19 protein-coding genes are annotated in these 23923 nt (G+C 56.8%); 11 read left to right on the top strand and 8 right to left on the bottom strand.

Features of this window, described 5'->3' with window-relative positions; all coding sequences use genetic code 11:
• Positions 1–12: 12 nt before the first annotated feature.
• Complete coding sequence (locus AC2IBB_RS00180) at positions 13–1122, bottom strand: ABC transporter substrate-binding protein (protein ID WP_486330908.1); 1110 nt, start codon at positions 1120–1122, stop codon at positions 13–15.
• A 338-nt stretch (positions 1123–1460) separates the two neighbouring features.
• Here AC2IBB_RS00180 and AC2IBB_RS00175 point away from each other — a divergent pair, with 338 nt between their 5' ends.
• From AC2IBB_RS00175 to oadA, 5 genes are all read left to right on the top strand, one after another.
• Positions 1461–2792 (top strand): CmpA/NrtA family ABC transporter substrate-binding protein, encoded by a 1332-nt coding sequence (locus AC2IBB_RS00175; RefSeq protein WP_486334017.1) that lies wholly within the window; start codon positions 1461–1463, stop codon positions 2790–2792.
• A gap of 49 nt (positions 2793–2841) precedes the next feature.
• Positions 2842–3858: an ABC transporter permease gene (locus tag AC2IBB_RS00170; RefSeq protein ID WP_486330907.1), complete on the top strand. Its 1017-nt coding sequence runs from the start codon at positions 2842–2844 to the stop codon at positions 3856–3858.
• Between the two features lie 42 nt (positions 3859–3900).
• Positions 3901–4782 carry an ABC transporter ATP-binding protein gene (locus AC2IBB_RS00165; RefSeq protein WP_486330906.1) on the top strand — a complete coding sequence of 294 codons (882 nt, stop codon included), beginning with the start codon at positions 3901–3903 and terminating at the stop codon, positions 4780–4782.
• A 145-nt stretch (positions 4783–4927) separates the two neighbouring features.
• Positions 4928–6400 (top strand): acetyl-CoA carboxylase biotin carboxylase subunit, encoded by a 1473-nt coding sequence (locus AC2IBB_RS00160; protein ID WP_486330905.1) that lies wholly within the window; start codon positions 4928–4930, stop codon positions 6398–6400.
• Positions 6401–6415: 15 nt separating this feature from the next.
• Entirely contained in the window at positions 6416–8212 is a 1797-nt protein-coding gene (gene oadA / locus AC2IBB_RS00155; protein WP_486330904.1) for a sodium-extruding oxaloacetate decarboxylase subunit alpha, read from the top strand.
• 93 nt (positions 8213–8305) lie between these two features.
• Here oadA and AC2IBB_RS00150 read toward each other — a convergent pair whose 3' ends face one another.
• Complete coding sequence (locus AC2IBB_RS00150; RefSeq protein ID WP_486330903.1) at positions 8306–9367, bottom strand: patatin-like phospholipase family protein; 1062 nt, start codon at positions 9365–9367, stop codon at positions 8306–8308.
• Positions 9368–9397: 30 nt separating this feature from the next.
• On the bottom strand, positions 9398–9700 hold the full coding sequence (locus AC2IBB_RS00145; protein ID WP_486330902.1) for a hypothetical protein: 303 nt from the start codon (positions 9698–9700) through the stop codon (positions 9398–9400).
• A 187-nt stretch (positions 9701–9887) separates the two neighbouring features.
• On the opposite strand from AC2IBB_RS00145, the gene AC2IBB_RS00140 reads away from it, so the two are divergent.
• The gene (locus AC2IBB_RS00140) at positions 9888–10940 is read left to right on the top strand and encodes a PLP-dependent cysteine synthase family protein (protein ID WP_486330901.1); all 1053 of its coding nucleotides are present in this window, start codon (positions 9888–9890) and stop codon (positions 10938–10940) included.
• 43 nt (positions 10941–10983) lie between these two features.
• Here AC2IBB_RS00140 and AC2IBB_RS00135 read toward each other — a convergent pair whose 3' ends face one another.
• The 3 genes from AC2IBB_RS00135 to AC2IBB_RS00125 all read right to left on the bottom strand — a co-directional run bounded on the left by AC2IBB_RS00135 (position 10984) and on the right by AC2IBB_RS00125 (position 14396).
• Positions 10984–11784, bottom strand: a complete 801-nt coding sequence (locus AC2IBB_RS00135; RefSeq protein WP_486330900.1) for a class I SAM-dependent methyltransferase — start codon at positions 11782–11784, stop codon at positions 10984–10986.
• A 271-nt stretch (positions 11785–12055) separates the two neighbouring features.
• Complete coding sequence (locus AC2IBB_RS00130) at positions 12056–13855, bottom strand: ATP-binding response regulator (protein WP_486330899.1); 1800 nt, start codon at positions 13853–13855, stop codon at positions 12056–12058.
• A 34-nt stretch (positions 13856–13889) separates the two neighbouring features.
• Entirely contained in the window at positions 13890–14396 is a 507-nt protein-coding gene (locus AC2IBB_RS00125; RefSeq protein WP_486330898.1) for a putative pterin-binding protein, read from the bottom strand.
• Between the two features lie 368 nt (positions 14397–14764).
• Here AC2IBB_RS00125 and AC2IBB_RS00120 point away from each other — a divergent pair, with 368 nt between their 5' ends.
• Genes AC2IBB_RS00120 through AC2IBB_RS00110 form a run of 3 tightly spaced genes read left to right on the top strand, consistent with a single transcriptional unit; the run spans position 14765 to position 19304 of the window.
• Entirely contained in the window at positions 14765–15418 is a 654-nt protein-coding gene (locus tag AC2IBB_RS00120) for a glutathione S-transferase family protein (protein WP_486330897.1), read from the top strand.
• A gap of 42 nt (positions 15419–15460) precedes the next feature.
• On the top strand, positions 15461–18412 hold the full coding sequence (locus AC2IBB_RS00115) for a P-loop NTPase family protein (RefSeq protein WP_486330896.1): 2952 nt from the start codon (positions 15461–15463) through the stop codon (positions 18410–18412).
• Positions 18405–19304, top strand: a complete 900-nt coding sequence (locus AC2IBB_RS00110) for a mechanosensitive ion channel family protein (protein ID WP_486330895.1) — start codon at positions 18405–18407, stop codon at positions 19302–19304. The genes AC2IBB_RS00115 and AC2IBB_RS00110 overlap by 8 nt, the downstream gene beginning before the upstream one ends.
• A 235-nt stretch (positions 19305–19539) precedes the next feature.
• Here the strand turns inward: AC2IBB_RS00110 and AC2IBB_RS00105 are convergent, their stop codons facing one another.
• Entirely contained in the window at positions 19540–20142 is a 603-nt protein-coding gene (locus tag AC2IBB_RS00105; RefSeq protein ID WP_011400375.1) for a hypothetical protein, read from the bottom strand.
• Positions 20143–20636: 494 nt separating this feature from the next.
• On the opposite strand from AC2IBB_RS00105, the gene AC2IBB_RS00100 reads away from it, so the two are divergent.
• Positions 20637–22040, top strand: coding sequence for a sodium:proline symporter (locus AC2IBB_RS00100; protein WP_486330894.1), 1404 nt, complete (start codon positions 20637–20639; stop codon positions 22038–22040).
• Positions 22041–22051: 11 nt separating this feature from the next.
• Positions 22052–22954, top strand: coding sequence for a metallophosphoesterase family protein (locus AC2IBB_RS00095; protein WP_486330893.1), 903 nt, complete (start codon positions 22052–22054; stop codon positions 22952–22954).
• On the opposite strand, the gene AC2IBB_RS00090 is transcribed toward AC2IBB_RS00095, so the two are convergent.
• The gene (locus tag AC2IBB_RS00090; RefSeq protein ID WP_486330892.1) at positions 22903–23886 is read right to left on the bottom strand and encodes a calcium/sodium antiporter; all 984 of its coding nucleotides are present in this window, start codon (positions 23884–23886) and stop codon (positions 22903–22905) included. The genes AC2IBB_RS00095 and AC2IBB_RS00090 overlap by 52 nt on opposite strands.
• Between the last annotated feature and the right edge of the window lie 37 nt (positions 23887–23923).

Here is a 23923-nt window from a genome sequence, read left to right as displayed (position 1 = left end):
TCGCGACGGCGTTTATTCCGTCAACGCCATTTGCTCAATGACGGACTCAAGAGAAAAGTTGTAGGTGGAGATGCTGGGGTTCAAGGCCAGGGAATAGCGGGAAAAGTCGACTTTGCGCAGGGTCTGGGGGTAGTCCTCAAGACGCTTCAGCACCTGGACGATTTTGCCTGCATTGCGATGGTTGGCCAATAGCAGAGGGGTGTGAAAGACGCTGGTGGCGATGGGGCGCTGCTTACCCTGCAAATGATCGAAGGCCAGAATGACCGCCCAGGCGCCTTCGACATAGTGGCCGCCGGCGGTGATGCTGAGCGCGCCTTCGCTCACTTGGCGCAGGGAGATCGGATTGATGTCATAGGAATTGACCCAGACATCCTTTCCCGGCGTGCGTTGGAATTTCTTTAACGCGGCTAATACGCCAACCGTGGTGCGATAGTTGGCTGACCAAATGACGTTGGCGTCAGGAAAGCGCTCCAGCAGACCCAGGGTGCGGCTTTCTGCGTCCTCGGCGCTCCAGTCCGTATACACCACCTGATTGAGTGTGACATCGTCGAAGAGTCCCACCGCCGTGCGCAACCCTTTCTCCCGGGCGATAGCTGGGCCGTCGGCGGCGAATCCGTTGACGGCGACTATGTTGACCTTGCGTCCTGCTGACCCGCCTCGGGCGTCTCGAATCAACGCGACAGTAATTGCCGTCGCGGAGCCGACGTCGTCAGGCAGCAACTGGGCGATCCAGTTTGAGACGCGCTGCTTGGGCTGTCCCAGCCTGTCTGCGGCTACGCCTTCCAGTCCGCTGTTATAGAGGACGCAAATGACGGAATTGCGTTCGCATAGAGGAATAAAGACTTCCGCCGTCTGCAGAAAATTGGGAAAGATGATGGCGTCGAACTTACGCCGATCTTTGAACAGGCGCTCGAACTGCCGCAGCATCAGATGGCGGTCAGCGTCGCCGTCCAGTACATGCAGCCCCACATCCAGGTCTTCCGCGGCGCTTTGCGCGAACAGGGCCACTCGGTTCCAAAACGGGGTGTCGTTGGGAATCAGCAGGGCGAACCGATACTGTGCTGCGTTCGCCGCGCAGCAATAAAACAGCAGAGCAAGCAATAACGACGCGCCTCTGACCACAGATGCCTCTCAATTTATGCAATTCATGCAGTTCAAGACAGGAATATGACAAAGTATCGCCTACCTCTGAAGAAAAGCCAAAGCGCTGGGAGCGAGTCAGGCGGTCATTGTTCACTCAAATGGTGCGGTATGTGGCGGGCATAGTGCATGACACTGGGATAACTTGGTGCGGGAGGGGATTTTGGCCAGCGCCAAAAAAGTGCGTCGTTAAGGTGATTGAATATCAACTAAATGATTTAAAAGATAAAAATTCGCCAGTGGTATGAATGTTGGATTGATGTGGTCAGTTCTTAACCTCGGAGCGGACCATGAAAGTCACAATAACGCTAAAGAATCTGATGAAGGGTGTTTTCCTGTCCTGTTGTGTAAGCGGCGCCATGGCGGCGGAACCGGAGAAGGAAGATCTGAAGTTTGGTTTCATCAAACTGACTGATATGGCGCCATTAGCGATTGCGCGGGAAAAAGGGTTTTTTGAAGATGAAGGCTTGTATGTCGAGCTGGAGGCGCAGGCCAACTGGAAAGTGCTGCTGGACCGGGTGATCACCGGTGAGTTGGACGGCGCCCACATGCTGGCGGGGCAGCCTCTGGGCGCCACTATCGGCTTTGGCACCCAGGCGCACATCATCACTGCGTTCAGCATGGATCTCAATGGCAATGGGATAACCGTTTCCAACGAAGTTTGGAAAGAGATGAAAAAACATGTCCCGATGGAGAACGGCAAACCCGTGCATCCCATCAAAGCGGACTATCTCAAGCCGGTGCTGGAGAAGTACCGGAACGAAGGCAAACCCTTCAAGATGGGCATGGTGTTTCCCGTCTCCACTCATAACTACGAGCTGCGCTACTGGCTGGCGGCGGGAGGCATTCATCCGGGCTATTACGCGCCGCATAAGGGAGACATTAGTGGCCAGATCAAAGCGGATGCTTTTCTATCCGTAACGCCGCCGCCGCAGATGCCATCCACTCTTGAGGCGGGCACTATTTACGGGTATTGCGTGGGCGAACCCTGGAATCAGCAGGCGGTCTTCAAAGGCATCGGCGTACCCGTCATCACCGATTACGAGCTGTGGAAAAATAACCCGGAGAAGGTGTTCGGCGTTTCCAAAGCCTGGGCCGATAAGTATCCCAATACCCATATAGCCGTGGTGAAAGCCATGATTCGCGCCGCCAAGTGGCTGGATGAAAACAACAACGCCAACCGTCCGGAAGCAGTGAAAATTCTTTCACAATCCAATTACGTCGGCGCGGACTATGAAGTGATCGCCAACTCCATGACCGGAGAATTTGAATATGAGAAAGGCGACAAACGCGCCATGCCGGACTTCAATGTCTTTTTCCGTTACAACGCCACATACCCCTACTATTCCGACGCCATCTGGTATCTCACTCAAATGCGCCGCTGGGGCCAGATTGCCGAGGCCAGGCCGGATAGCTGGTACATGGAGACCGCTAAAAAAGTCTACCGGCCGGATATCTACCGCAAAGCGGCTGAAGAATTGATTGCGGAAGGCAAGATGGCGAAGGCCGACTTTCCTGACTTCGCGAGTGAGGACGGCTTTCGGCCGCCCCAGTCTGAATTTATTGACGGCGTCACCTACGACGGCCGCACACCTAATGCCTATCTCACCCGCTTCAGCATTGGTTTGAAAGGCGACGAGACAGTGGAATGACGGCTCTGCGTCGGGCGCGCCCGACGCTTCACTGCGTGAGGACGGATAAATGATGGCTCAAATTTCTCAACGACTGGAAAGCGCCGCCTGGCTGGCGCCTTGGGTGCGTCTGCTGAAAGGGGAGAATCCTCGTGAGCAGGTCTCCGCTATCCTGAGGGGCGTAGGCGTGCCGATATTGGCTTTTTTGTTGTTTCTTGGCGTCTGGGATGCGGCGGCCTCGCGTATCCAGACCTCATTGGGCGCGGTGCCGGGACCGGCGCAAGTCTGGGAGCAGGCGCAAGGGCTTTGGCTGGAGCATAAACAGGAGCGGGAAAAAGCGGATGCGTTCTATCAACGACAGGAAGAGCGCAACGCCAGTAAGCTGGCGCAGGACCCTGCGGCGGAAGTGAAATGGCGCGTTTATAACGGACGTCCGACCTATCTGGATCAGATCCTCACCAGCCTCTATACCGTATTCGTGGGATTCAGTCTGGCGGTGCTGATCGCCGTGCCGGTCGGCATTGTGTGCGGACTGAGTAAAACCATGTACGCAGCGGTGAATCCATTGATTCAGATCTTCAAACCGGTGTCGCCCCTGGCCTGGCTGCCATTGGTGACTATGGTGGTGAGCGCGGTGTATGTGACGGATGACCCGCTGTTTGAGAAGTCTTTCGTTAATTCCGCCATTACGGTGACCCTGTGCTGCATGTGGCCGACGCTGGTCAACACCATCGTTGGCGTGTCTGGATTGGACAAGGATCTGAACAACGTCAGTCTGGTGCTGCGTCTGTCCTGGATGACCAAAGTGCGCAAGGTGGTGCTGCCTTTCGCTGTGCCGATGATTTTCACGGGCATGCGCTTGTCTCTGGGCGTGGGCTGGATGGTGCTGATCGCCGCCGAGATGCTGGCGCAGAATCCGGGGCTGGGCAAGTTCGTCTGGGACGAGTTCCAGAACGGCAGCTCCAATTCCCTGGGGCGCATTATGGTGGCGGTTTTCACCATTGGTTTCATCGGCTTTGCGCTGGATCGCGCCATGCTGGCCCTGCAACGACGCATCGCCTGGGATAAAACGGCGGACATACGCTAAACGCATTGAACATACACGCATTCACAACGGGGGGAGCCGCCTATGTCCGCTGAACATTTGTTGATCGACCATGTCAGCATAGAATTCGAAACGCCAAAAGGGAAATTCAAAGCATTGGATCGAGTGAATTTACGCATCGCAAAAGGGGAGTTCGTATCTCTGATCGGGCACTCGGGATGCGGTAAGTCCACGGTGCTCAATATCATTGCGGGCCTGCTGCAGGCCACGGAAGGCGGCATCGTGCTGGACGGCAAGGAAGTGAACGAGCCGGGGCCGGAACGGGCGGTGGTGTTTCAGAACCACTCCCTGTTGCCCTGGTTGACCGCCTATGAAAACGTGGAGCTGGCGGTGCGTCAGGTGTTCCGCGGCAAAAAGAGCAAGCGGGAAATGAAAGAATGGATCGAGCACAATCTGCGCCTGGCGCATATGGATCATGCGATGCACAAGAAGCCATCGGAGATTTCCGGCGGCATGAAACAGCGGGTCGGCATCGCCCGCGCGCTCGCGATGAAGCCTTCGGTATTGCTCATGGATGAACCCTTCGGCGCTTTGGACGCACTGACGCGGGCGCACTTGCAGGACTCATTGATGGAAATCCAGAACGAGCTTAACAACACTGTCGTCATGATTACTCACGATGTCGACGAAGCAGTGTTGCTGTCTGATCGCATTGTCATGATGACCAACGGGCCGGCGGCGACCATCGGCGAAGTATTGTCCGTGGACCTGCCGCGTCCGCGTGATCGGCTGGCGCTGGCGGACGACAGTCGTTACAACCACTTGCGGGCGGAAGTGCTGCGTTTCCTGCATGAGCGGCGCGGGGCTAAAAATGCGCCTGCAACAGAGAAGGGATCAGGCGCCGGATCGGAAAATGACGCGGAAAACGCCGTCAAATCGCCGCGGGATGCGAAAGAAGCGGCCTGACTGGGCCGCTCAAAAGAGCGATTAATAAACTTTATCAACGCGATGCCGTTACTTTTCTTCACAGGCATACGTATTTCCCGCTAGACTTATCGGCGGCTGAATGACACTCATTCAGCCGTTAAAGAAAAGAAGAGGGATCATTCCAGTGCCTGTAACTTCTACATCGTCACAACCACAATCATTGTCGAGATCCAAGCTATCAATCAAAAAAGTATTGATAGCGAACCGTGGAGAAATTGCGGTTCGGGTCGCCCGCGCCTGTCGTGAGCTGGGCATCCGATCCGTCGCTATTTATTCGGAAGCTGATCGCTACTCCCTGCATGTTAAAAAGGCGGACGAGTCCCATTGCCTGGGATCTGATCCACTGCTGGGCTATCTCAACCCACACCAAATCGTCAATCTGGCGGTGGAGACAGGCTGTGACGCGCTGCATCCCGGCTATGGATTTCTTTCCGAAAACGCTGAGTTGGCGGAAATCTGCGCCAAGCGGGGAGTGAAATTTATCGGTCCGAGCGCCGACGTCATCCGTCAAATGGGCGACAAGACCGAAGCCCGAAGCAGCGCCAAACGCGCCAGCGTGCCTGTGACGCCCGGCAGCGAGGGCAACTTGCGCGATCTGGAGCACGCGGTGGAGGTCGCCGCCGGTCTTGGTTACCCGGTTATGCTGAAAGCCACCTCGGGCGGCGGCGGACGCGGCATTCGTCGTTGTAATGACGAGAAAGACCTGCGCAGCAACTACCAGCGCGTGATTTCGGAAGCCACCAAAGCCTTCGGCCGTGCGGAAGTGTTTCTGGAAAAGTGCATCGTCGACCCGCGCCATATCGAGGTGCAGGTGTTGGCGGACGCCCATGGCGGCGTCGTGCACTTATACGAAAGGGATTGCTCCATTCAGCGTCGTAACCAGAAACTGATCGAACTGGCGCCCTCACCGCAGCTCACTAACGAGCAACGTCACTATGTAGGCGAGCTGGCGGTGAAAGTAGCCAGGGAGGTGGGTTATGAAAACGCCGGCACGGTGGAGTTTTTGTTGGATCATGACGGCAGCTTCTATTTCATGGAGATGAACACCCGGGTGCAGGTGGAGCACACCATTACCGAGCAGATCACCGGCATCGACATCGTCAAAACCCAGATCCGCATCGCCGCCGGCGAGCCGCTGCCGTTCGTGCAGGCGGATATCAGTTATCGCGGTTTCGCCGCTCAGTTTCGCATCAACGCGGAAGACCCGAAAAACGGCTTTCTGCCCAGCTTCGGACGCATCAGCCGCTATTATTCTCCCGGCGGCCCTGGCGTACGGACGGATGCGGCAATCTATACCGGCTACACTATTCCCCCATATTACGACTCCATGTGCGCCAAGCTTATTGTCTGGAATCTGACCTGGGAGGACATGCTGGAGCGCGCCGAGCGGGCGCTGGAGGACATGCAGATTTACGGGATTCGCACGACGATTCCCTATTATCGCGAGATTCTCCGGCATCCCGAGTTCCGCGCGGGAGACTTCAATACCGGTTTCGTCGAAGCCCATCCTGAACTGATCAACTATTCCATCAAACGTCGGCCGGAATCGCTGGCCGCGGCGCTCGCAGCGGCGGTCGCCGCCCAGGCGGGCATGTAAGGGAGCGAATTTAGCATGAGTAAGAAAATCAACATCACTGACGTCATCCTGCGCGACGGACACCAGTCGCTGATCGCCACCCGCATGCGCACGGAAGATATGCTGCCGGTGGCGGAAAAACTCGACAAAGCCGGTTACTGGTCTCTGGAAGTGTGGGGCGGCGCCACGTTCGACGCCTGCGTACGCTTCCTGAAAGAAGATCCCTGGGAGAGACTGCGCCAACTGCGACAAGCCATTCCCAACACGCGTCTGCAGATGCTGCTGCGCGGCCAGAACCTGCTGGGCTACAGACACTACTCCGATGATGTGGTGACGGCGTTTGTGGAAAAGGCCGCCAGCAACGGCATCGACGTATTCCGTATCTTCGACGCCCTCAATGACGTGCGTAACCTGGAAACCGCCATTGCGGCGGTGAAGAAAACCGGCAAACACGCTCAAGGCACAATCTGCTACACCACCAGCCCGGCGCATACCGTCGAGGCGTTTGTGGTTCAGGCCAAGCGTATGGCGGATATGGGCGCGGACAGCATCGCCATCAAAGACATGGCGGGTCTGCTGACTCCGCAAGTAACTTTCGATCTGGTCAGCGCGCTCAAGCAGTCCCTGAAACTGCCCATTTTCCTGCATTCCCACTACACCTCCGGCATGGCGTCCATGTGCCAGTTGAAGGCGGTGGAAGCGGGCGTGGATCACCTCGACACCTGTATTTCCTCCTTCGCCGGCGGCACCAGCCATCCGCCCACGGAAACCATGGCGGCGACGCTGCAAGCGGCGGGCTACGAAACCGGTCTGGATATGAAAATTCTGGGCGAGGTGGCGGCGCATTTCCGTGAAGTGCGCAAGAAGTATCACCAGTTTGAGAGCGAATACAGCGGCGTCGACACCAGTGTGCTGATCAATCAGGTGCCTGGCGGCATGATGTCCAACCTGGCCAACCAATTGAAAGAGCAGGGCGCGCTGGACCGCATTCGCGACGTGTTCGCGGAAATTCCGCGGGTGCGCGAAGACCTTGGCTATCCTCCGCTGGTGACGCCGACCTCGCAGATTGTGGGAACCCAGGCGGTGATCAATGTGATTACCGGCAAACGCTATGAAACCATCACCAATGAGGTGAAGCGTTATCTGCAAGGGTGGTACGGCCAGGCTCCCGCAGCGGTGAACCTGGCGCTGCAAAAGCAGGCGATTGGCAAAGAAGACGTCATCGACTGCCGTCCCGCCGACCTGCTGCAGCCGGAGCTGCACAAGCTAAAAGAGGAAATCGGCGATCTGGCGGAGACGGACGAAGATATATTGACCTACGCCATGTTTCCGGAAGTGGCCAAACCCTTCCTGCAAGGGCGCAAGGCGGGAACGCTCAAGCCAGAGCCGTTGCAGCCGCAGGCGGACGCCAAAGCGGCGGGTGTGGCCACTGAGTTTAAGATCACTGTCCACGGCGAGACCTACGACATCCACGTGACCGGCGTCAGCCCCAGCGGCGAGAGCGAGCGTCGCTTCTACATGACGGTGGACGGAGAGCCGGAAGAGATCATGATCGAATCCACTGGCGAATATACCCCGTCCGAGGGCGGCGGCAAACGTCAACGCGCTTCCGCGCCAGGCCACGTTACGACTTCCATGCCGGGCAACATCGTCGACGTGCTGGTCAAGGAAGGTCAGACAGTCGCAGCGGGAGATGCGGTATTGATTATTGAAGCCATGAAAATGGAAACCGAGATCAAGGCGGGCGTCGCTGGCGTCGTGAAAGGCGTATTCGCCAAGAAAGGCGACCGCGTCACTCCCGGTGAGATCCTGGTGGATATCGCCCCAGCCTGACCCTTTGCTTTCGACATCAGCCGCCGCTGTCTTTGATGGCGGCGGTTCTCTCTTTGCGATCCACTGTCGGTCGATGCGACAGCGCGACCCAGGTCAGGGCTGAAACGGCTGGATGTCGTCCAGGCCTTTGCCGGTGGCGACCATCTCATGCAGGTCATCCGCCATCCTCTCACTTTCCTGCAGCACGGTGCGCCAGTATTTGAGACGGCTGTCCGCATCCAAATGCTTGAAGTCATTACGGTCGGAAATTTTCCCGTAGGGGAGCTTTTCCACCAGTTCCCGGGAGGGCGTCAACATCAGCACGTTGTCGTAGTGGCGGGGATCGACTTTTCTGTACGACAGCTTCTTATCCAGCCATCCAGGCGTTACCTGCTGACTGAAGTGCGGGTAAAGAACCAGCCCCGTGCTTTCATTGAATGGCAGATCTAAGTGGTAATCCACGATGCCGCCGTCCCGGTAAACGCCCTTGGGAGCGTCTGCAATGTTGGATACGCCGGACAGCACCAGAGGAATGGCGCCCGAAGCCATTAACGCCTGCTCCAGATTCTGCGTATGCAGAGGCGCGGTGCGAGTGGGCAGGTCCTTTAGCTGAAACACCGGCTCAGCGCCGGTGTGAAACAGTACGCGTTCGAAAAACAGCCCCAGCGCCCGTCGGCTCAGCGCATTGGCCCCGGCGGCCAGCGCCAGCCCGAATAACTGCAGCCAGGCCTGTTCTGAAGCGGCGGGTCCCCGGCAGCGGTCCGCCAGAATATGCGTGCGAATGGTGGGATTAGCCGCCACTTCCGCGGCGCCATTGGCGCCCAGCGTGGTCTGCACCATCAGTCTGGCTTTGGCGGTGATCTCCGCCACATCGGGCTTGTCGGAATAGCGCTCCTGAGAATAGTGCTCCGCCAGCCGGGTGATCGCCGCCACTGGATCAGCTTGAGCGAAACAGGCCATGCGCCATGCGCCTGCGGAGGAGCCGATGGTGTGCAACGGCGTGCGGCGGTCTTTGAAAAACTCCCCGGACAGATACTTGTCCAGTCCGAACAGAATGAACCACTTGGGACCGCCGGAAGCGCCCGCCAGCAGGTTAAAGTCATTCGCTTTTAAACCGCGGTTGCGGATGTGCTGTAAGGCCTTTGGGCCGGCGATCAGGGTTAGGGCGGATGACATGGCGGACTCCCGTGAAACGTCAGTGGGGCATCATGCCAAAGCGGAGAGAGAGCGACAAGCGTGAAGGCGTTGAGAAAAAGGTGGGAGACCGGCGTTGCGACCGGCTCCCGGGGTGGCGGTTAAGCCGATGCCGTCCCTGGCGACGAAATACTTTTCGCTCCACCGCGCCTGAACCTGTGACTTTCCGGCGCCCGACGACATCTGGGGAAAACGCGCGCGCTGCCAATCGCCACGCACGTAGGCGTACAACGGAATCTGGCCGGAAAATTGCTGCAGGATTGGGGAGGGCGCGAATGCTACAGAAAGCCCCAGGTATTTACAAGGAAATCCCATTCGCTACAGCGGTTTAAATGTCAGCATTTGTAACGGAATGTAAGATAACGGAACGTCTAACCTGCACTGGTGTATGTTTAAGAAGGTTCGGAGTAAAGACTCGACAAATTGAGTAGTGGGTTTAATAGCTTAAGGCTATATACTTATAACCCTGAAAACTAACCACAGAACTGAGAGGTAACCGGGTATGAGTTGGGTCAGTGAGGCGATTCAGAAGATTGAGGCGGACTTCCAGCGTTCGGCGGACACGCATTTGATCAAGGTCGATCTGCCCTGCATTCCAGATATACACCTCTATTTGAAAGACGAGTCCACCCACCCCACCGGCAGCCTGAAACATCGCCTGGCGCGTTCGCTGTTTTTATATGGGCTGTGTAATGGCTGGATTCGTGAGGGAACCACGGTAATCGAAGCGTCATCCGGCAGTACGGCGGTATCCGAAGCCTATTTCGCGCGCCTGTTGGGACTGCCCTTTATTGCGGTGGTGCCGGCGTCCACTTCGCAGCAGAAGCTGGATCAGATCACGTTCTACGGCGGAAAGTGCCATAAAGTCAGCACTGGCAGTATTTATGACGAAGCGGAGCGACTGGCGCGGGAAGTCGACGGTCATTACATGGACCAGTTCACTTATGCTGAGCGGGCGACGGACTGGCGCGGCAACAATAATATCGCAGAATCCATTTTCCAGCAGATGCGCGCGGAGCCTCACCCTATCCCCACCTGGATTGTGATGAGCGCCGGCACCGGCGGCACCTCCGCCACCATTGGACGCTACCTGCGTTATCAGCAACACGCCACGCAGCTGTGTGTGGCGGACCCGGAAAACTCCGTGTTTTACGATTACTACCAGACCTGTGATGCGTCGCTGACCCTGGCGCAGCCCTCCTGTATAGAAGGCATTGGTCGTCCGCGGGTGGAGCCGTCCTTCATCGCCGGTATTGTGGATCGCATGATCAAGGTGCCGGATGCGGCGTCCATGGCGTCGCTGCGCTGGCTGCAGCACTTGTTGAACCGTCGTTGCGGCGGCTCCACCGGCACTAACCTGTATGCGACAGTGCAGTTGCTGGCGGAGATGCGGGCGCGAGGCGAATCCGGCTCGGTCGTCAGTATGATCTGCGACGGCGGCGAGCGTTATCTGGATACTTACTACAACCCGCAATGGCTGCAGGACAAAGGCTTCAACACGGCTCCCTATGAGGAGCAACTCGAGCGTTTTGAATGCAGCGGTGAGTTGAACTGAGCTTCGTCCGCCGGATTAATAGCGCGGCGGACTTCATCAATGGTTAGTCCGTGCAGACGGTGTCGTTAACCTGCACGGAGGCTGCTCCCAGGCTGAGAAACCTGTTGCTGACGGCGTTTGGTCTGCGAAATGCGATATGCAGTTCGTCGCTGAGCGACTCCAGATAAAAGCCGTGGGTTTGCAGCACACGCTGCAGACTGCGGCGGGTATGAAACGCCATGTGCGCGTTACGCGGGCAGGCGTACCACCAGTCCACTCCCTGCATTTCAATGTCTCTGGGCTGCAACAGCGTGCTCAGCAACAGCGCGCCGTTGGGCTCCACCAGCGAGCACAGCTCCTTGAACAGGTGGTGCTGGTCGCTGACATGCTCCACCACTTCAAAGGTGGTGACCAGATTGTATATCCGGGAGGGTTTTTGACAGTTGGCGTGGTGGTGAGGATCGTAAGTGGCGCAATTCCCGACGCCTTCTCTGCGCAACAGGCGCTCCAGGTGTCCCTCGCCGCCGCCGAAATCGAGCAATGATATATCTCGTAAATCCTCGCCCAGCGCGCGGGTCAGAAACTGCGCCAGACGGGTGGCGCGTTCGCCGGCGAAAGGCGGGTCGGCTTTCAGATATTCGCTGTTATAGACCTGACGTTCGAAATCCGCATCGCTCCAATCGTCGAAATAGGGCGTAAACATGAACCCGCACTGCTGACAGCGGTAATAATCGACTTGAATGAGGGACGGTGGGAACACCCGGCGGCCTTCAAAATGATCGCTGCCGGATTTGTTGAAGTCCGTGGCTCCCAAATATTTCACATCGCCCAGGCAGATCCTGCAGGCGTGTACTGCTTTGTCCATAATCGCATCCATTTCTATGCTTATTAGTATCGTCGGCGCTGCCGGAGCGCATCCGACCGACGCCGTCCTGAACCCTTTTTCTTTTTTACGCGGTCCGCTCGCGCAGCAAGCGAAACTGCGCGTACGCCAGCCTGCGCCTCAAGCCCGAGGCGCTGCGCCAGCGTAAATAGACCTATGCCGTTAATATAAAACGAAAAGCTGTGAAATATCCAAGTTTCGTTGGAAACAGAGGGACGCCTGCGCCAGAACCGCGCCTGCGTATGGGCTGACCCTAGGGCGTCTGTGGACGACCGAGGTACTTGAAGATGGTGGACTTCATCAGTTCCACATCGATGGGCTTGAGAATAAATTCCTGGAATTTAAGGCCAAGTCGATTGGCTTCCTGGCTGCCGTTCACATTGGCGGTGACGGCGACGATAGGGATGTCGGCGAGCTCCGGGTCTTCCTGAAAACGGGAACAGACGTCCAGGCCGGAGGTGGTGGGCAGGTTGAGGTCCAGCAACACCAGTTGCGGACGGTAGGTGCGCGCCATGGCGATGCCTTGTTCGCCGTTGTTGGTGGTCAGCAGCTGAATGTTGCGCATGCTGGCGAACAGGCTCTCCATCAGGCGGATATTGGAGTAGTTGTCTTCGATATAGAGCACGGTGGCCTTAGGCGCAGCCAGTATCTCCAATTCCGGCGGGCGCGGCGACATCGCTTTGACGGCGCCTCGGTCCTGGGCTTTGACCACGTCGAGGATCGGGAACTTCACCCAGAACAGACTGCCTTGGCCTTCTTTTGATTTGAAGCCGATCTGGCCGTTCATCAACAGCACCAACTGCTGGCTGAGGGCGAGTCCGATACCTGTGCCTTCAATGGCCATATCCTGAGCCAGGCGCTCAAAGGGTTTGAATACTTTGTGGTGATCTTTCTTGTGAATGCCGATGCCGTTGTCCGCTACGCTCAGGCACAGCATGCCGCTGCGGCTTTCATGCTCCAGCTCGATCTTCACCCAACCGCCTTTGCGGTTGTACTTGATGGCGTTGGTGAGGAAGTTGGTCAGCACCTGGACCATGCGGGTGCGATCCACCTTGATCAGGTAGTCCAGACGCACTTCCGGCTCATAGACGCTGATGTTGTTCATCATCGCCATGGAGCGGATCATGGATACGGACTCATTGACCAGAGACTGCACGGAGCAGGGCTCGATACTGATGCTGAGCTGACCGCTCTCGATCTTGGACAGATCCATGATGTCGTTGATAAGAGAGAGCAGGTGCTCGCTGGCTTTGTAGATCTCATCGATATTCTGCATCTGCTCCCGGGACAGATTGCGGCTTTCCATCTGCATGAGCTGGGCGAAGCCCATGACCGCATTCAACGGCGTGCGCAGTTCGTGACTCATGTTGGAGAGGAAGCGACTTTTGGCGTCGCTGTTGGCCTCCGCCCGACGGCGATGGAAGTCCGCTTCGACTTTGGCTTGTTTGGCCAGATACATCAGCCAGTACAGGGATATAAAGCCGATCAGAACCGTCACCGCCAGCACTGACAGCAGCACCTCCGCATAGAAGAAGATGTTAGCCAGTTCATCCCGCTTCGCCACCCGCAGGGTCACCTGCTCCTGATGGGCGATCAGCGTCAGTTCGTGAGCGATGCGGCGGGTTTCATCGAGCTTGTCGATCAGCTCGGGCAGTATGGGGTCAGGGTCATTGACGGCGTTGTCGAACAGGGGCGACAGGGCTTCGATTTGATAGGTGACGGAGGTCATCAGGGCCTGTGTCTTCGGCAGCACGCTGATGGCTTCGCGAAACTCGCCTTTCTTGAACAGGTCGGTGCGGCTGAGCAGCACCGAGTAACGAATATCCAGGTCTTCCGGCAGGTGGTCGCCGTGTTGCAAAGCATGGGCGATGATCAGCATATTCATCACTTCTACTTCGATCTGATGAATAGACCAATACAAATCGTCCTTCGCGACCCGCACCTCCAACGCCCCTTCGCGTAATGTGACTATGGTGGCGGTAACGGCGATGGCGAGTATGACTGTGGCTGCGGCTAATACAGCACCGAGAATCGACCGAATTCGCTTGACCAAAAATATCTACTCTGAAAATGACGCGTTACGCGGGTTACTCGACTTTTATCTGAACAAGTTGCCATATGCAACGTTGAAAGAAAATTTCATTTTTGGTTTCGGGGACAAGGTCGAAAGGGTATATGACAAAAACCGGACCTTTTTCCCTGATGTTCAACGTTTCTCCATCTATACGCGTGGCCAGCACGACATCATAGGTTTGAAAATCCTGAATCGGAATGTTGGTGGCGTAGTCGTTCAGCGCGATGGCTTTCACCTTACCGCCTTGGGCGCCCACCAGTTTCATCAGATCACGCGCCAGCGGGCCGGAAAATGTCTTCGGCGCATCAAACCAGGGCGTACTGGTTTTAACACTGTGCTGGGGCAGTTGATCAAGCATCGCCAGATCGAATTTCGCTACGTTCTTACCATTAGTGTTGGCGATTTTACCGCTAACGGTAAGCACAGCCCTTCCCTGTGGCGCATTGAGTCCCTCTGCGAGGGCGGGGGCGCAAATCAATCCCAGCCCGAATACTACCAAAATAAGACGCAGTGCTTTCATGACGCCCTCAAATGACCATTTCCTTCATAAAAATAACCGACAAGCATGAGCTTTGAATGACGGACAGGCAAATTTTTTTCGGGCTTTGGACCTCGAATTCTCCCTGCGAAAGCGCCTCGGAAGCATGCTGCAGCCGTTCAAGGAACAGTTGTAATTAAATAATAATAGACTGATTCGCATTAAATGCTGAGTCAGTTTCTTATCCGGCCTCATAAATTGACAGAAAAGCGGCTGTTTTCATAGTTCGCTTGCGTAAAAAGATTTTTCCGGCTAAACACACGCAACTCTATGAAAATAATACTTCTTTCGTGTTTCATCTAGGATTGGTCAGTAAATTGATCTAAAGTTGTCCAGTCAAAGGAGGACTTATGCAAACTGAACTTACTCTCGTTATTGGCAATAAGAATTACTCGTCGTGGTCTTTACGCGCGTGGCTGCCATTAAAGCGCAGCAGACTGGCGTTTTCAGAGGTGTTTGTCCCCCTGATGACGCCGGGTTACAAAGAGAAACTGCTGGAATACTCTCCGGCTGGAAAAGTACCGGCGCTGTTGATCGATGGCCGTCCGGTATGGGACTCGCTCGCTATCGCCGAATGGGTGGCGGAACAGAAGCCTGAATTCTGGCCTCGCGACCCTCTCGACCGGGCGTGGGCCCGCGCAGTGACCGCGGAAATGCATTCCGGTTTCCCCGGCGTGCGCGGCGCCATGCCGATGAACTGCCGCGCGAACGATCGTCGAGTGGAAATAGATGAGGCGACCCGCGAAGAAGTCGCGCGCATCTGCGAAATCTGGACCCAGTGTCGGGAGACTTTCGCGGACCGTGGTCCCTGGCTGTTTGGTGAATGGAGTATCGCTGACGCCTTCTACGCGCCGGTCGCTTCTCGTTTTCGCACCTATGGCGTTGAAGTCAACGCTGCCTGCGCCGGCTATATCGAAACGACCTGGAGCGATCCATTGATGCAGGAGTGGCTGATGCATGCGAAGCAGGAAACGCAAGTCATTGAAAAAGGAGAGGCGGGTTAACCCCGTCGTGTGTGCGGATCTAATCGAAATCTGATGCCTTCGATGAGAACCCTCCCATGCGGAGCGTACGGTGTAAACCGGCGCTCCGGCATTCCTGTTTATGTTGTCTTTTCAAAACAATGGCGTTTGGCGCTGCTTGGATTGGTTGCGCTGTTCGCCATGCAGCAATCCGCCTTCGCTCGCGATCCCTGCGATGCGATTTCTCTGCTGGAGCAGCAGTGGCGCGTGCGCCTTGCAGAATCGCAACGGGATCTGGCGTCGTTCGCCGCATGGCGGCGCGGTGAAGTAGAGCCTGGATTTCAATTGTCGCACCTGTCGTCGGTCGCGCTGGATGATGACTCCGCCGTGGAAGACTACATACAGCTTCTGCGCGCCGACGGCTTCCTGCCCATTTCGCCCCCCGGATTGGACCAATGCCCGCGCTTGCTCAAGCCGATGCAGACGCTGCAGGCCGAACTGACGGCGCAATTAACGCAATTGCGGGAAGCGAGGCTGACTTTGCTTGTTCTTCCCTCGGATATCAGATGGGCGCTGCAGCGATTGTTACTGAAGCTGGAGCGCCTGCACCCGTTGACAGCAGAACTGTCGCAACGTCAGGCGTCTTCGCAAAACGTCGGTGCGGATGCGTCGGGCGCCCCCTCGACCCCGTCCTCGCCGGATTCCGGCAAAAGCGCTACGACGGCGGAAGCTCAGGCGAACGCAGTGCGCAGCGCCGCCGCCGTTGAACGCCTGGCGCTGATGAGCCAGCGCGCGCAGGCGCTGCTGGCGGAACTCTCCGCACACCTTTATACCCCAGTTGAGGCGTCCGGCGTCATGGATGAGCTGTGGCCGCAGATTCTGGCGCTGAACGGACGCACCGTACGTGAATTGGCGGTGCGGATTCCGGATTTGACGTCGCGACCGCAGGCATTGGAGGAGGCTATTGAGGCCTTGCGGGTGCAGGCCACTTTTCTGCGTAATCACCAGATTGCGGCGGATGGATTGAGAGCGGCGTGGCGGACCTGGCGTGAGCCAGAGCGGGAGTGGGCCGGATTACGCCAGGAGCTGCTCATGGCTCCAGAAATGACGCTGAATGCGGTCATAGGCCCGGTGTTGGAGGAATACAAGCTGGCCCGGGAGCGCCAGGAACTGGTGGCCCTGTTGTCACTGTGGTCGTTGCAGGTGATTTTGCTGGCGTTAGCGGGCTGGTTGATGGCTCGCGCCGCAGCCTGGTCGACGCAGACGCTGTCGCAGCTACAGCGGCGCTTATTGCGGCAGCTTGGACAAACCGCCGCCATGCGTCTTGTTAATGGCGGGTTCTGGGTGCTGAAGCCCAACGCGCCATGGCTGATGATCTGGTGGCTGTCCGTGACCCTCAGCAACCTGTCTCCTTCCCATTGGTATTTGTTCCACCTGCTGTACCCATTGGGCGTCGCCTATGCCTTGTTCCGCGGCATCCGGGTGATGAGCGAATGGCTGTTTTCGCGCATGTACGGGCAGAGCGGCGTCTTCGTCACGCAGCAAACCGGCGATCAATTGCGGGCTGAGGCGGGCCGTCTGGCGGTCAGCGTCGTGGCGTGTTGGGCGTTGCGGGAAATGGCGCTGGCCACAGGAGGCGGTTACCTCTATTTCATCGTCCAGAGCGCTGTGATTCTGTATCTATGGTGTCTGGCGACTCTGTCCTTGCGTCGTCATGGGGACGTTTGCCGTAAGTTCATCTGTCGCTTGAGCAAGGTGAATTCGCGTGAGTCCTGTTCGCTTCTTCTCAATAAGCCCTGGGTGATTCCGCTGTGGCCGGCCCTGTTTATCGTCGCTCAGTGCTGGGATCTGCTGTTGCGTTTACATCAATTACTCGGACAGTTCGATGCCTATCGCTCTCTCAGCGTGCGTATTCTGCGCCTGCATTTAGAGACATCCACCAGTGCGGAGATGGAGGGAGACGATGCGGAGGCCGATGAATATCAGGCCCGATCTTATCGATACTGGTTGCTTGACCGACCAAGAGAGGAGCAGGCGGTCATCGCCCAGGAGGCCTTGCTGGCGAACCTGACTAAACCCGCGTTGGACTGGGCGGAGAAGCAGAGGCAGGACAATATGCTGTTGCTGGTGGGGGAGCACGGCAGCGGCAAATCGTCTTTGGTCAGACAGTTTAAAAAACAATGGGACAAGACGCCGGTGCGCTTTCTCAGCGCGCCGCCGAAACTGACTTCAGCGGAGGCGGTAACTGCGTTCCTGGCGGACTCCGCCGATTTGGGCGATGGCGAACGCCTGGCCGACGAGGCTGTTGCGCCGGCGACGCAGAAGAAAGTGGTGATTGTTGATCAGGTGGAGAACTTTCTGTTGGCTCAGGTGGGAGCGCTCGCCGGCGTGAAAGCCTTTTTGCAATATCTGAATGACGCCCCGCAGGATACCTTCTGGATTGTGGTCATGCATGCCCCGACCTGGCGATATCTCAGCCGCGTCTTCCAGAAGCACCACCAGTTCTCTCACATTATCGCCATGCCCAAATGGAGTCCAACAGACATCCGCAAGCTGCTGTTGTCTCGGCATCATGCTTCCCACCGGCGGCTGCGCTATGACGACCTGTTACTGTCGGCCCTGGCTGGAACAGAGTCCGCGTCATTCAAAGCCGCCGACACTCGCGTATTCAACCTGATGTGGGAGTTGAGCGCAGGCAATCCATTGACGGCGTTGCATTTGTGGTTGGAGTCCGCCCGTTTCGATCATCGTATCGTGGAAATTGGCATTCCCCAGCGAGTGAGCACTTCCGCATTGAACGCTTTGCAGGACGATGATTGTTTTATGCTGGCGGCGGTGATTCAACACGAGAATCTGACGGCGCAGGAAATCGCCGCCGTCACCACTTTGCCGCTGGCAATGGTGCGTCAAACTCTTAAGTCAGGCTGCTCCGCGGGTATTTTGTGGGTCGATGAGAAGGATCGGTATCGCGTACATGCCTTGTGGTATCCCGCCTTAACCCTCTACCTTGGCAGGAAGAATATTCTGCATGGATAATCAATCGGTCGAAAATCTAATGCAACTGGGCGGTATGTTTGAGCCTGGCAAAATCGCCCTGCTGGCGCTGGGCATATTTATCCTGTGGGGCGTTAACCGGGCGGCGCGGCATTTGTCCGACAGCCTGATGGAGAAACTGCCCAGCCAGCGTTTCCTGACCTTGCAGATCGTCACGTTATTCAGCTTCATCTGGTATATCGGCGGCGCCTATTGGTTGCTGGTGACGGTGATCGAGCCGCCCAAAGAGTTTCTACTGGCCATCGGCGGCAGCGCCGTGGTGGCGGTCGGCTTTGCGCTCAAAGACATCGCCGCGTCCATGATCGCCGGCATTATGCTGCTGTTCGACCGACCGTTTCAGGTGGGCGACCGGGTCGCGTTTGGCGACAATTATGGGGAAATAGTCAGCATTGGCCTGCGCTCTGTACGGTTGCGCACGCTGGATGACAATATGGTGACCATTCCCAACTCACGCTTTATTACGGAAACCGTATCCAGCGGCAACACGGGCGCATTGGACATGATGGTGGTGACTGAGTTCTATCTGTCTCTGGATGCGGATTTGGAGTTGGCGCAAAACCTGGTGTACGAAGTGCTGGCCACCAGTCGCTTTATTTTCCTGAAGAAGCCAATCAGCTGCGTCATGTCGGAAGTGGCTCTGGCGGATCGTCTGGCGGTGCGTTTAACGGCCAAAGCTTACGTGCTGGACGTCAGGTTTGAAAAGGCGTTTCAAAGCGATGTGGTGATGCGGGTGGAGCGTCAGTTTCGGGCGCACTATATCGCCCGTCCGCAGCGGGACGGCGTGCGTGAAAATGAAGCCGGGCGTAACGCCCTTGCATCCGCTCCATTACAGGACGCGTTTCCTGCGTCGCCGAGCGCTCCATCTGGAGATTAAGCGCAGACGACTATCAAAGGCCGCAGTAAAACGGCCGCGTCATGCTTTGTCACTGGCGGTGAGCAAGTAGTTGGAGCAGTGCGTAGCCCGGCGTATTTCCAACCGCCGGTCAGGCTTGGCTGCGTGTCGGGCGCGAATGTCCTCCTGGACGGCGGCCCCGCCTGTGCCTGGCGGTATGTGCGGGAAACGCCGCAATGCAGTTGCGGCGCGCCACATCAGTTACGGAAAACTGGGATCAGCGTTTGAACCAACCTGAGATCTGGTCCAGCCAACCTTTTTCGTTGGCGGCTTTCTCAGGCGAATCCTCTCGGTCCAAATGCATGGCGGTCGCTTCCGACAGACCCGGGGGAAGGTCATATTTCTCCTTGTAGGCGTCGATGCACATCAGCATCTTGCCATAGGCCTCCGAATCCTCGGTTATGCCCCGTAATTCGCAAATGCGTTTTACGGATAGCTCGAACGCTTTCTCAAAGCCATGCTTGTCCACCGATACTGATTTAAACAGCGGCTTCCGCCCAGGAAGCTTCACCCGAAGTTTAAATTCCGTGGCGGGCTTGCGGCCCTCCCGATGGCGGGTTTGCAATTGCAACCCGAGGATGGTCCCATCCTCGTGGATCAATGTATCGCCTTTCAACATCATGAGCTGACGAACGGCGGACTGCCATTGTTCCAACCGCTGATCGATTTCCTTCGCCTCTTTCATCGCCCTTTTCATGGCTGATTTTGAGGCCCCTTCAACCCGCACGTAGCGTTGTTGCTCGCGCCCGTTGATGGCGCGGGTAATTCGCAGGTAGGTACGAGTGCTGTCGCTGCTGTCTTTGAAAACGGTAATGCCCATATCAATTCACTTTGCTTGAGGAATGAGGAGCTTTATCAAACTGATTTCGTATAACGAATTCAGAACTGGATAGTTTTCGAAGAATTGAATATCAATACGCGAAAGCGGTGGTATTGGATCAACCTTGGCAACTATCTATCAGATAACGCTTCCCAGTCCATACAATCTCCCTAAAGATGTTGATACCAAACCGAGGGGCGCCACAAATGATACCGCTCCGATAAGTCCTTGTTCGGATCTTCATTCATAACGCACGATTACTGCTGGTGATCGGCGGCGCGGAATGCGCCTGACCCACTATAAGAGACGACTACAATAACGTCACACCTATCAATATAACCACACTCTGTGATTTTTCAAATAGGCTTCATGAGTACATATGTAAATAATGTCTATTCGTTCGAAATCAAGCTAATTTTAAAAAGTTAAGGAAACTTTAATGGAAATAATTGGTCCTATATTCGCATGTAATTACAGGCCTGTAGGGGTGTTTCATGTCTGCGATGTTTTTGCCCGCTTTCGTGGCGGTTATCGCTGTTTTCAGCATTTTTCTCTCGCCGCGCGCTAAAAGTGACGGCGCTTTCTTCAAAGGACTCTCGCCGGATGGCCGCCAACCCAGCTTAATAACGCTGATATTTTCACAGGTCACCACGTGGATATTCGCCAGATCCCTGATGAATGCGGCGATCCTGGGATACTACTATGGACTGTGGGGCGCGCTGGCCTACGCGGCTTACTACCTTTCTTTTTTGACCGGCGCGGCCATTATCGACAGTTTACGATTTCGCCATGGGTGCGATAGCGCTCAGGAATTTTTACGGTTGCGCTTCGGTGGCGCAGGAGCCTCCTGTTATAACCTGGTTATCGCCATTCGTTTGGTGAGTGAAGTATTCGCCAATCTGCTGGTGATCGGCATTCTTTTCGGCGCCGACGGCAGTCACGCCTATGTGATCGCTATTGTGGCGTTTTCCGTCATTACTCTGTTGTATTCCGCCCTGGGGGGCCTGCATGCCTCTTTGCGTACGGATGTGTTTCAGATGGCTGTTTTCCTGGTCGTGCTCGGCGTGTTGGTGGCGGTTGCGGTGACGGCGGACGACTTCAGTTTCGCCTCTCTCATGTTCAAGCCCTTTGTCATCGATGATCCTGGCCCCATTTTGTTGGCGGTGGCGCTGTTGCAGGTATGGAGTTATCCCATGCATGACCCGGTCATGATGGACCGCGGCTTTCTGGCGGACAGACAAACCACGCGGAAAAGCTTTGTTCACGCCGCCTGGATCAGCAGCCTGTGCATTATTCTGTTCGGGTGCCTGGGGGTATTCGCCGGCGCGCAGGCGCTGCAAGGCGAGGATATGAATGCGGCGTTGACGCGTTTGCTGGGAGAAACGCCGATGCTGATCTTCAGCGCCGCTTTGGTGGTGTCCGCCATGTCTACATTGGATTCCACGCTGGCGAGCTCCGCTAAGCTGGCGGCAGTGGATATGGGCCTGTTGCGCCCGACGCTGGCTAACGGCCGCATCGCGATGGCGATATTTATGCTGGCCGGTTTGCTGTGCGTTTTTTTTGGAAGCAAGGATCTGTTCGCCGCCGTTGCGGTGAGTGGAACCGCCTCCATGTATCTGACGCCGGTGGTGTTTTTCTCTTTATGGCGTGACTGGCGCGATGTGCCTTTGTGGAGTTACCTGACCAGCTTTTGCGTGGCGGTGGGCGGCGCGGCGCTGTATTTCACGGAGTCGTCCGGTTACAGCAACCTGATTGAGCCGCTTTTCGGCGTTAGTCATAAATACAGCAAGCTGTTGCTGATTTCCCTGGTTGTGATGGCGGTGGGATGCGCCGCTTTTTGGGTGGGCGCGCGTTTTCCATTTCGCTCGTCCCGGACGCCGCAACCGGTGTTAGAGTGAGGGCGGTTTCCATGACAACAATGCAGAACAGATGCGACATCGGAACTCTCGATGGCGCCGTCATGGTTTTCGGAGGCCCTTATGGCAACTTACAGGCGACTCAGGCGTTGCGCAAACGGGCGGAGGAACTGGGTGTTCCCCCGGATCGGATCATTTGCACTGGGGATGTCGCCGCCTACTGCGCGGAGCCGCAGGCGGTAGTGGATATTTTGCGGGACTGGGGCGTCCACGTGCTGATGGGTAACTGTGAGGAGTCGCTGGCCGAGGACGCTGACGACTGTGGCTGCGGCTTCACTGCCGGCAGCCAGTGCGCAGTGTTGTCGGAAGACTGGTACGAATACTGTCGCAATGCCTTGTCGGCGGAAGCCAGAGCCTGGATGGGCAGCCTGCCGCGCCGCATCCATTTTCAATTGGGTCCCTGGCGGGCGGCAGTGATCCATGGCGGCGCCGAGGTGCTGAATCGATTTATTTTTGCGTCCACACGGATGGAGACCAAACGGAAGGAGGTAGTGCACTGCGATGCGGATCTGGTGATCGCCGGGCATTGCGGCATTCCATTCACCCAGCTCGTGGACGGCGCTGTCTGGCATAATCCGGGCGTCATCGGTATGCCCGCCAATGATGGTTCCAGCGAGGTGTGGTGGGGGATGTTGCAGGTAGATGGCGAGGGAAGTTTGCGCATACGTCATCGACGTCTGAGCTATGACTGTCTCGCGGCTCAGGCAAGAATGCGCGGCAACGGACTCAACAACGGCTACGCTAAAGCCTTGTCCAGCGGCTTGTGGCCCAGTATGGATGTATTGCCGGCGGCGGAGCGCGCGCAGCGAGGCGCGCCTCTGTCATTCCCGGCTGAGCTGGTGTTTCAGGCGAGAGACGCCTGCGACAGCGCTGATTGCACCAGCCAGATCGTATAAGCGGCGTAGCAGGCGACCAGTAGGCCGCCTTTGGTGCGATTGATCACTCCGTGGCTGGCGCGGCTGTAGCAGAACGCGAACAGGGTGATGGTGAGAAACCCCATGACAGGGAAGTCGCGATACAGAATGTCTGCTCCCGTACTCAACGGGTGGATGGCGCCGGCGATGCCGATCACTGTCAGGGTGTTGAACAGGTTGGAGCCAATGACATTGCCCAGGGCGATATCATGTTCGCCCTTGCGGGTGGCTGCGATGGCGGCGGCCAGCTCCGGCAATGAAGTGCCGATGGCGACGATGGTCAAGCCGATAATCAGGTCGCTGACGCCGAAGAAGGAGGCTGTCTCCACCGCTCCCCATACCAGCATGCGGGAACTGGCGGTGAGCAGCACCAGACCTGCGATGAGCCAGAACAGGGCCAGTTTCAGGCTCATATGGTCCTGCTCGTATTCCGATTCCAGCTCGCCTGCCAGCGCGTCTCCGTCTCCCTTCAGCCCAGTGATGATTGACCAACCCATCACCACCACAAAAATACCGAGCAGTATGAAAGCGTCTGTTCTGCTCAGATCCCTGTCCACTAACAGTAAAATAGTGACGGCGCTGACGCCGATGAGAATGGGTAGCTCCCGTCGCACGATGCCGGATTTAACGGCGATAGGGCTGAGCATGGCGGTGACGCCAAGTATCAAGGCGATATTGGTGATGTTGGAGCCGATGGCGTTGCCGAGCGCCAGGCCGGGGCTGCCGTCCAGGGCGGCCAGAGCGGACACCACCATTTCCGGCGCGGAAGTGCCGAAGCCGACGACGACCATGCCGATCAGCAAGGTGGGCATGCCGGCATGGCGGGCGGTGGCGGCGGCCCCGTCCACAAAGCGGTCTGCGCTCCACAGCAGGATGATTAACCCGACGAAAATAGCGGCTGCGGCGATCAGCATAGGCTCCTCAATGCGGCGTTAACGTTGAGGGCCGTAA

This window comes from Hahella sp. NS-SX17 (assembly GCF_057367735.1).
The sequence above is the reverse complement of the archived record's forward strand: the minus strand, read 5'-3'. Positions and strand labels throughout refer to the sequence as shown.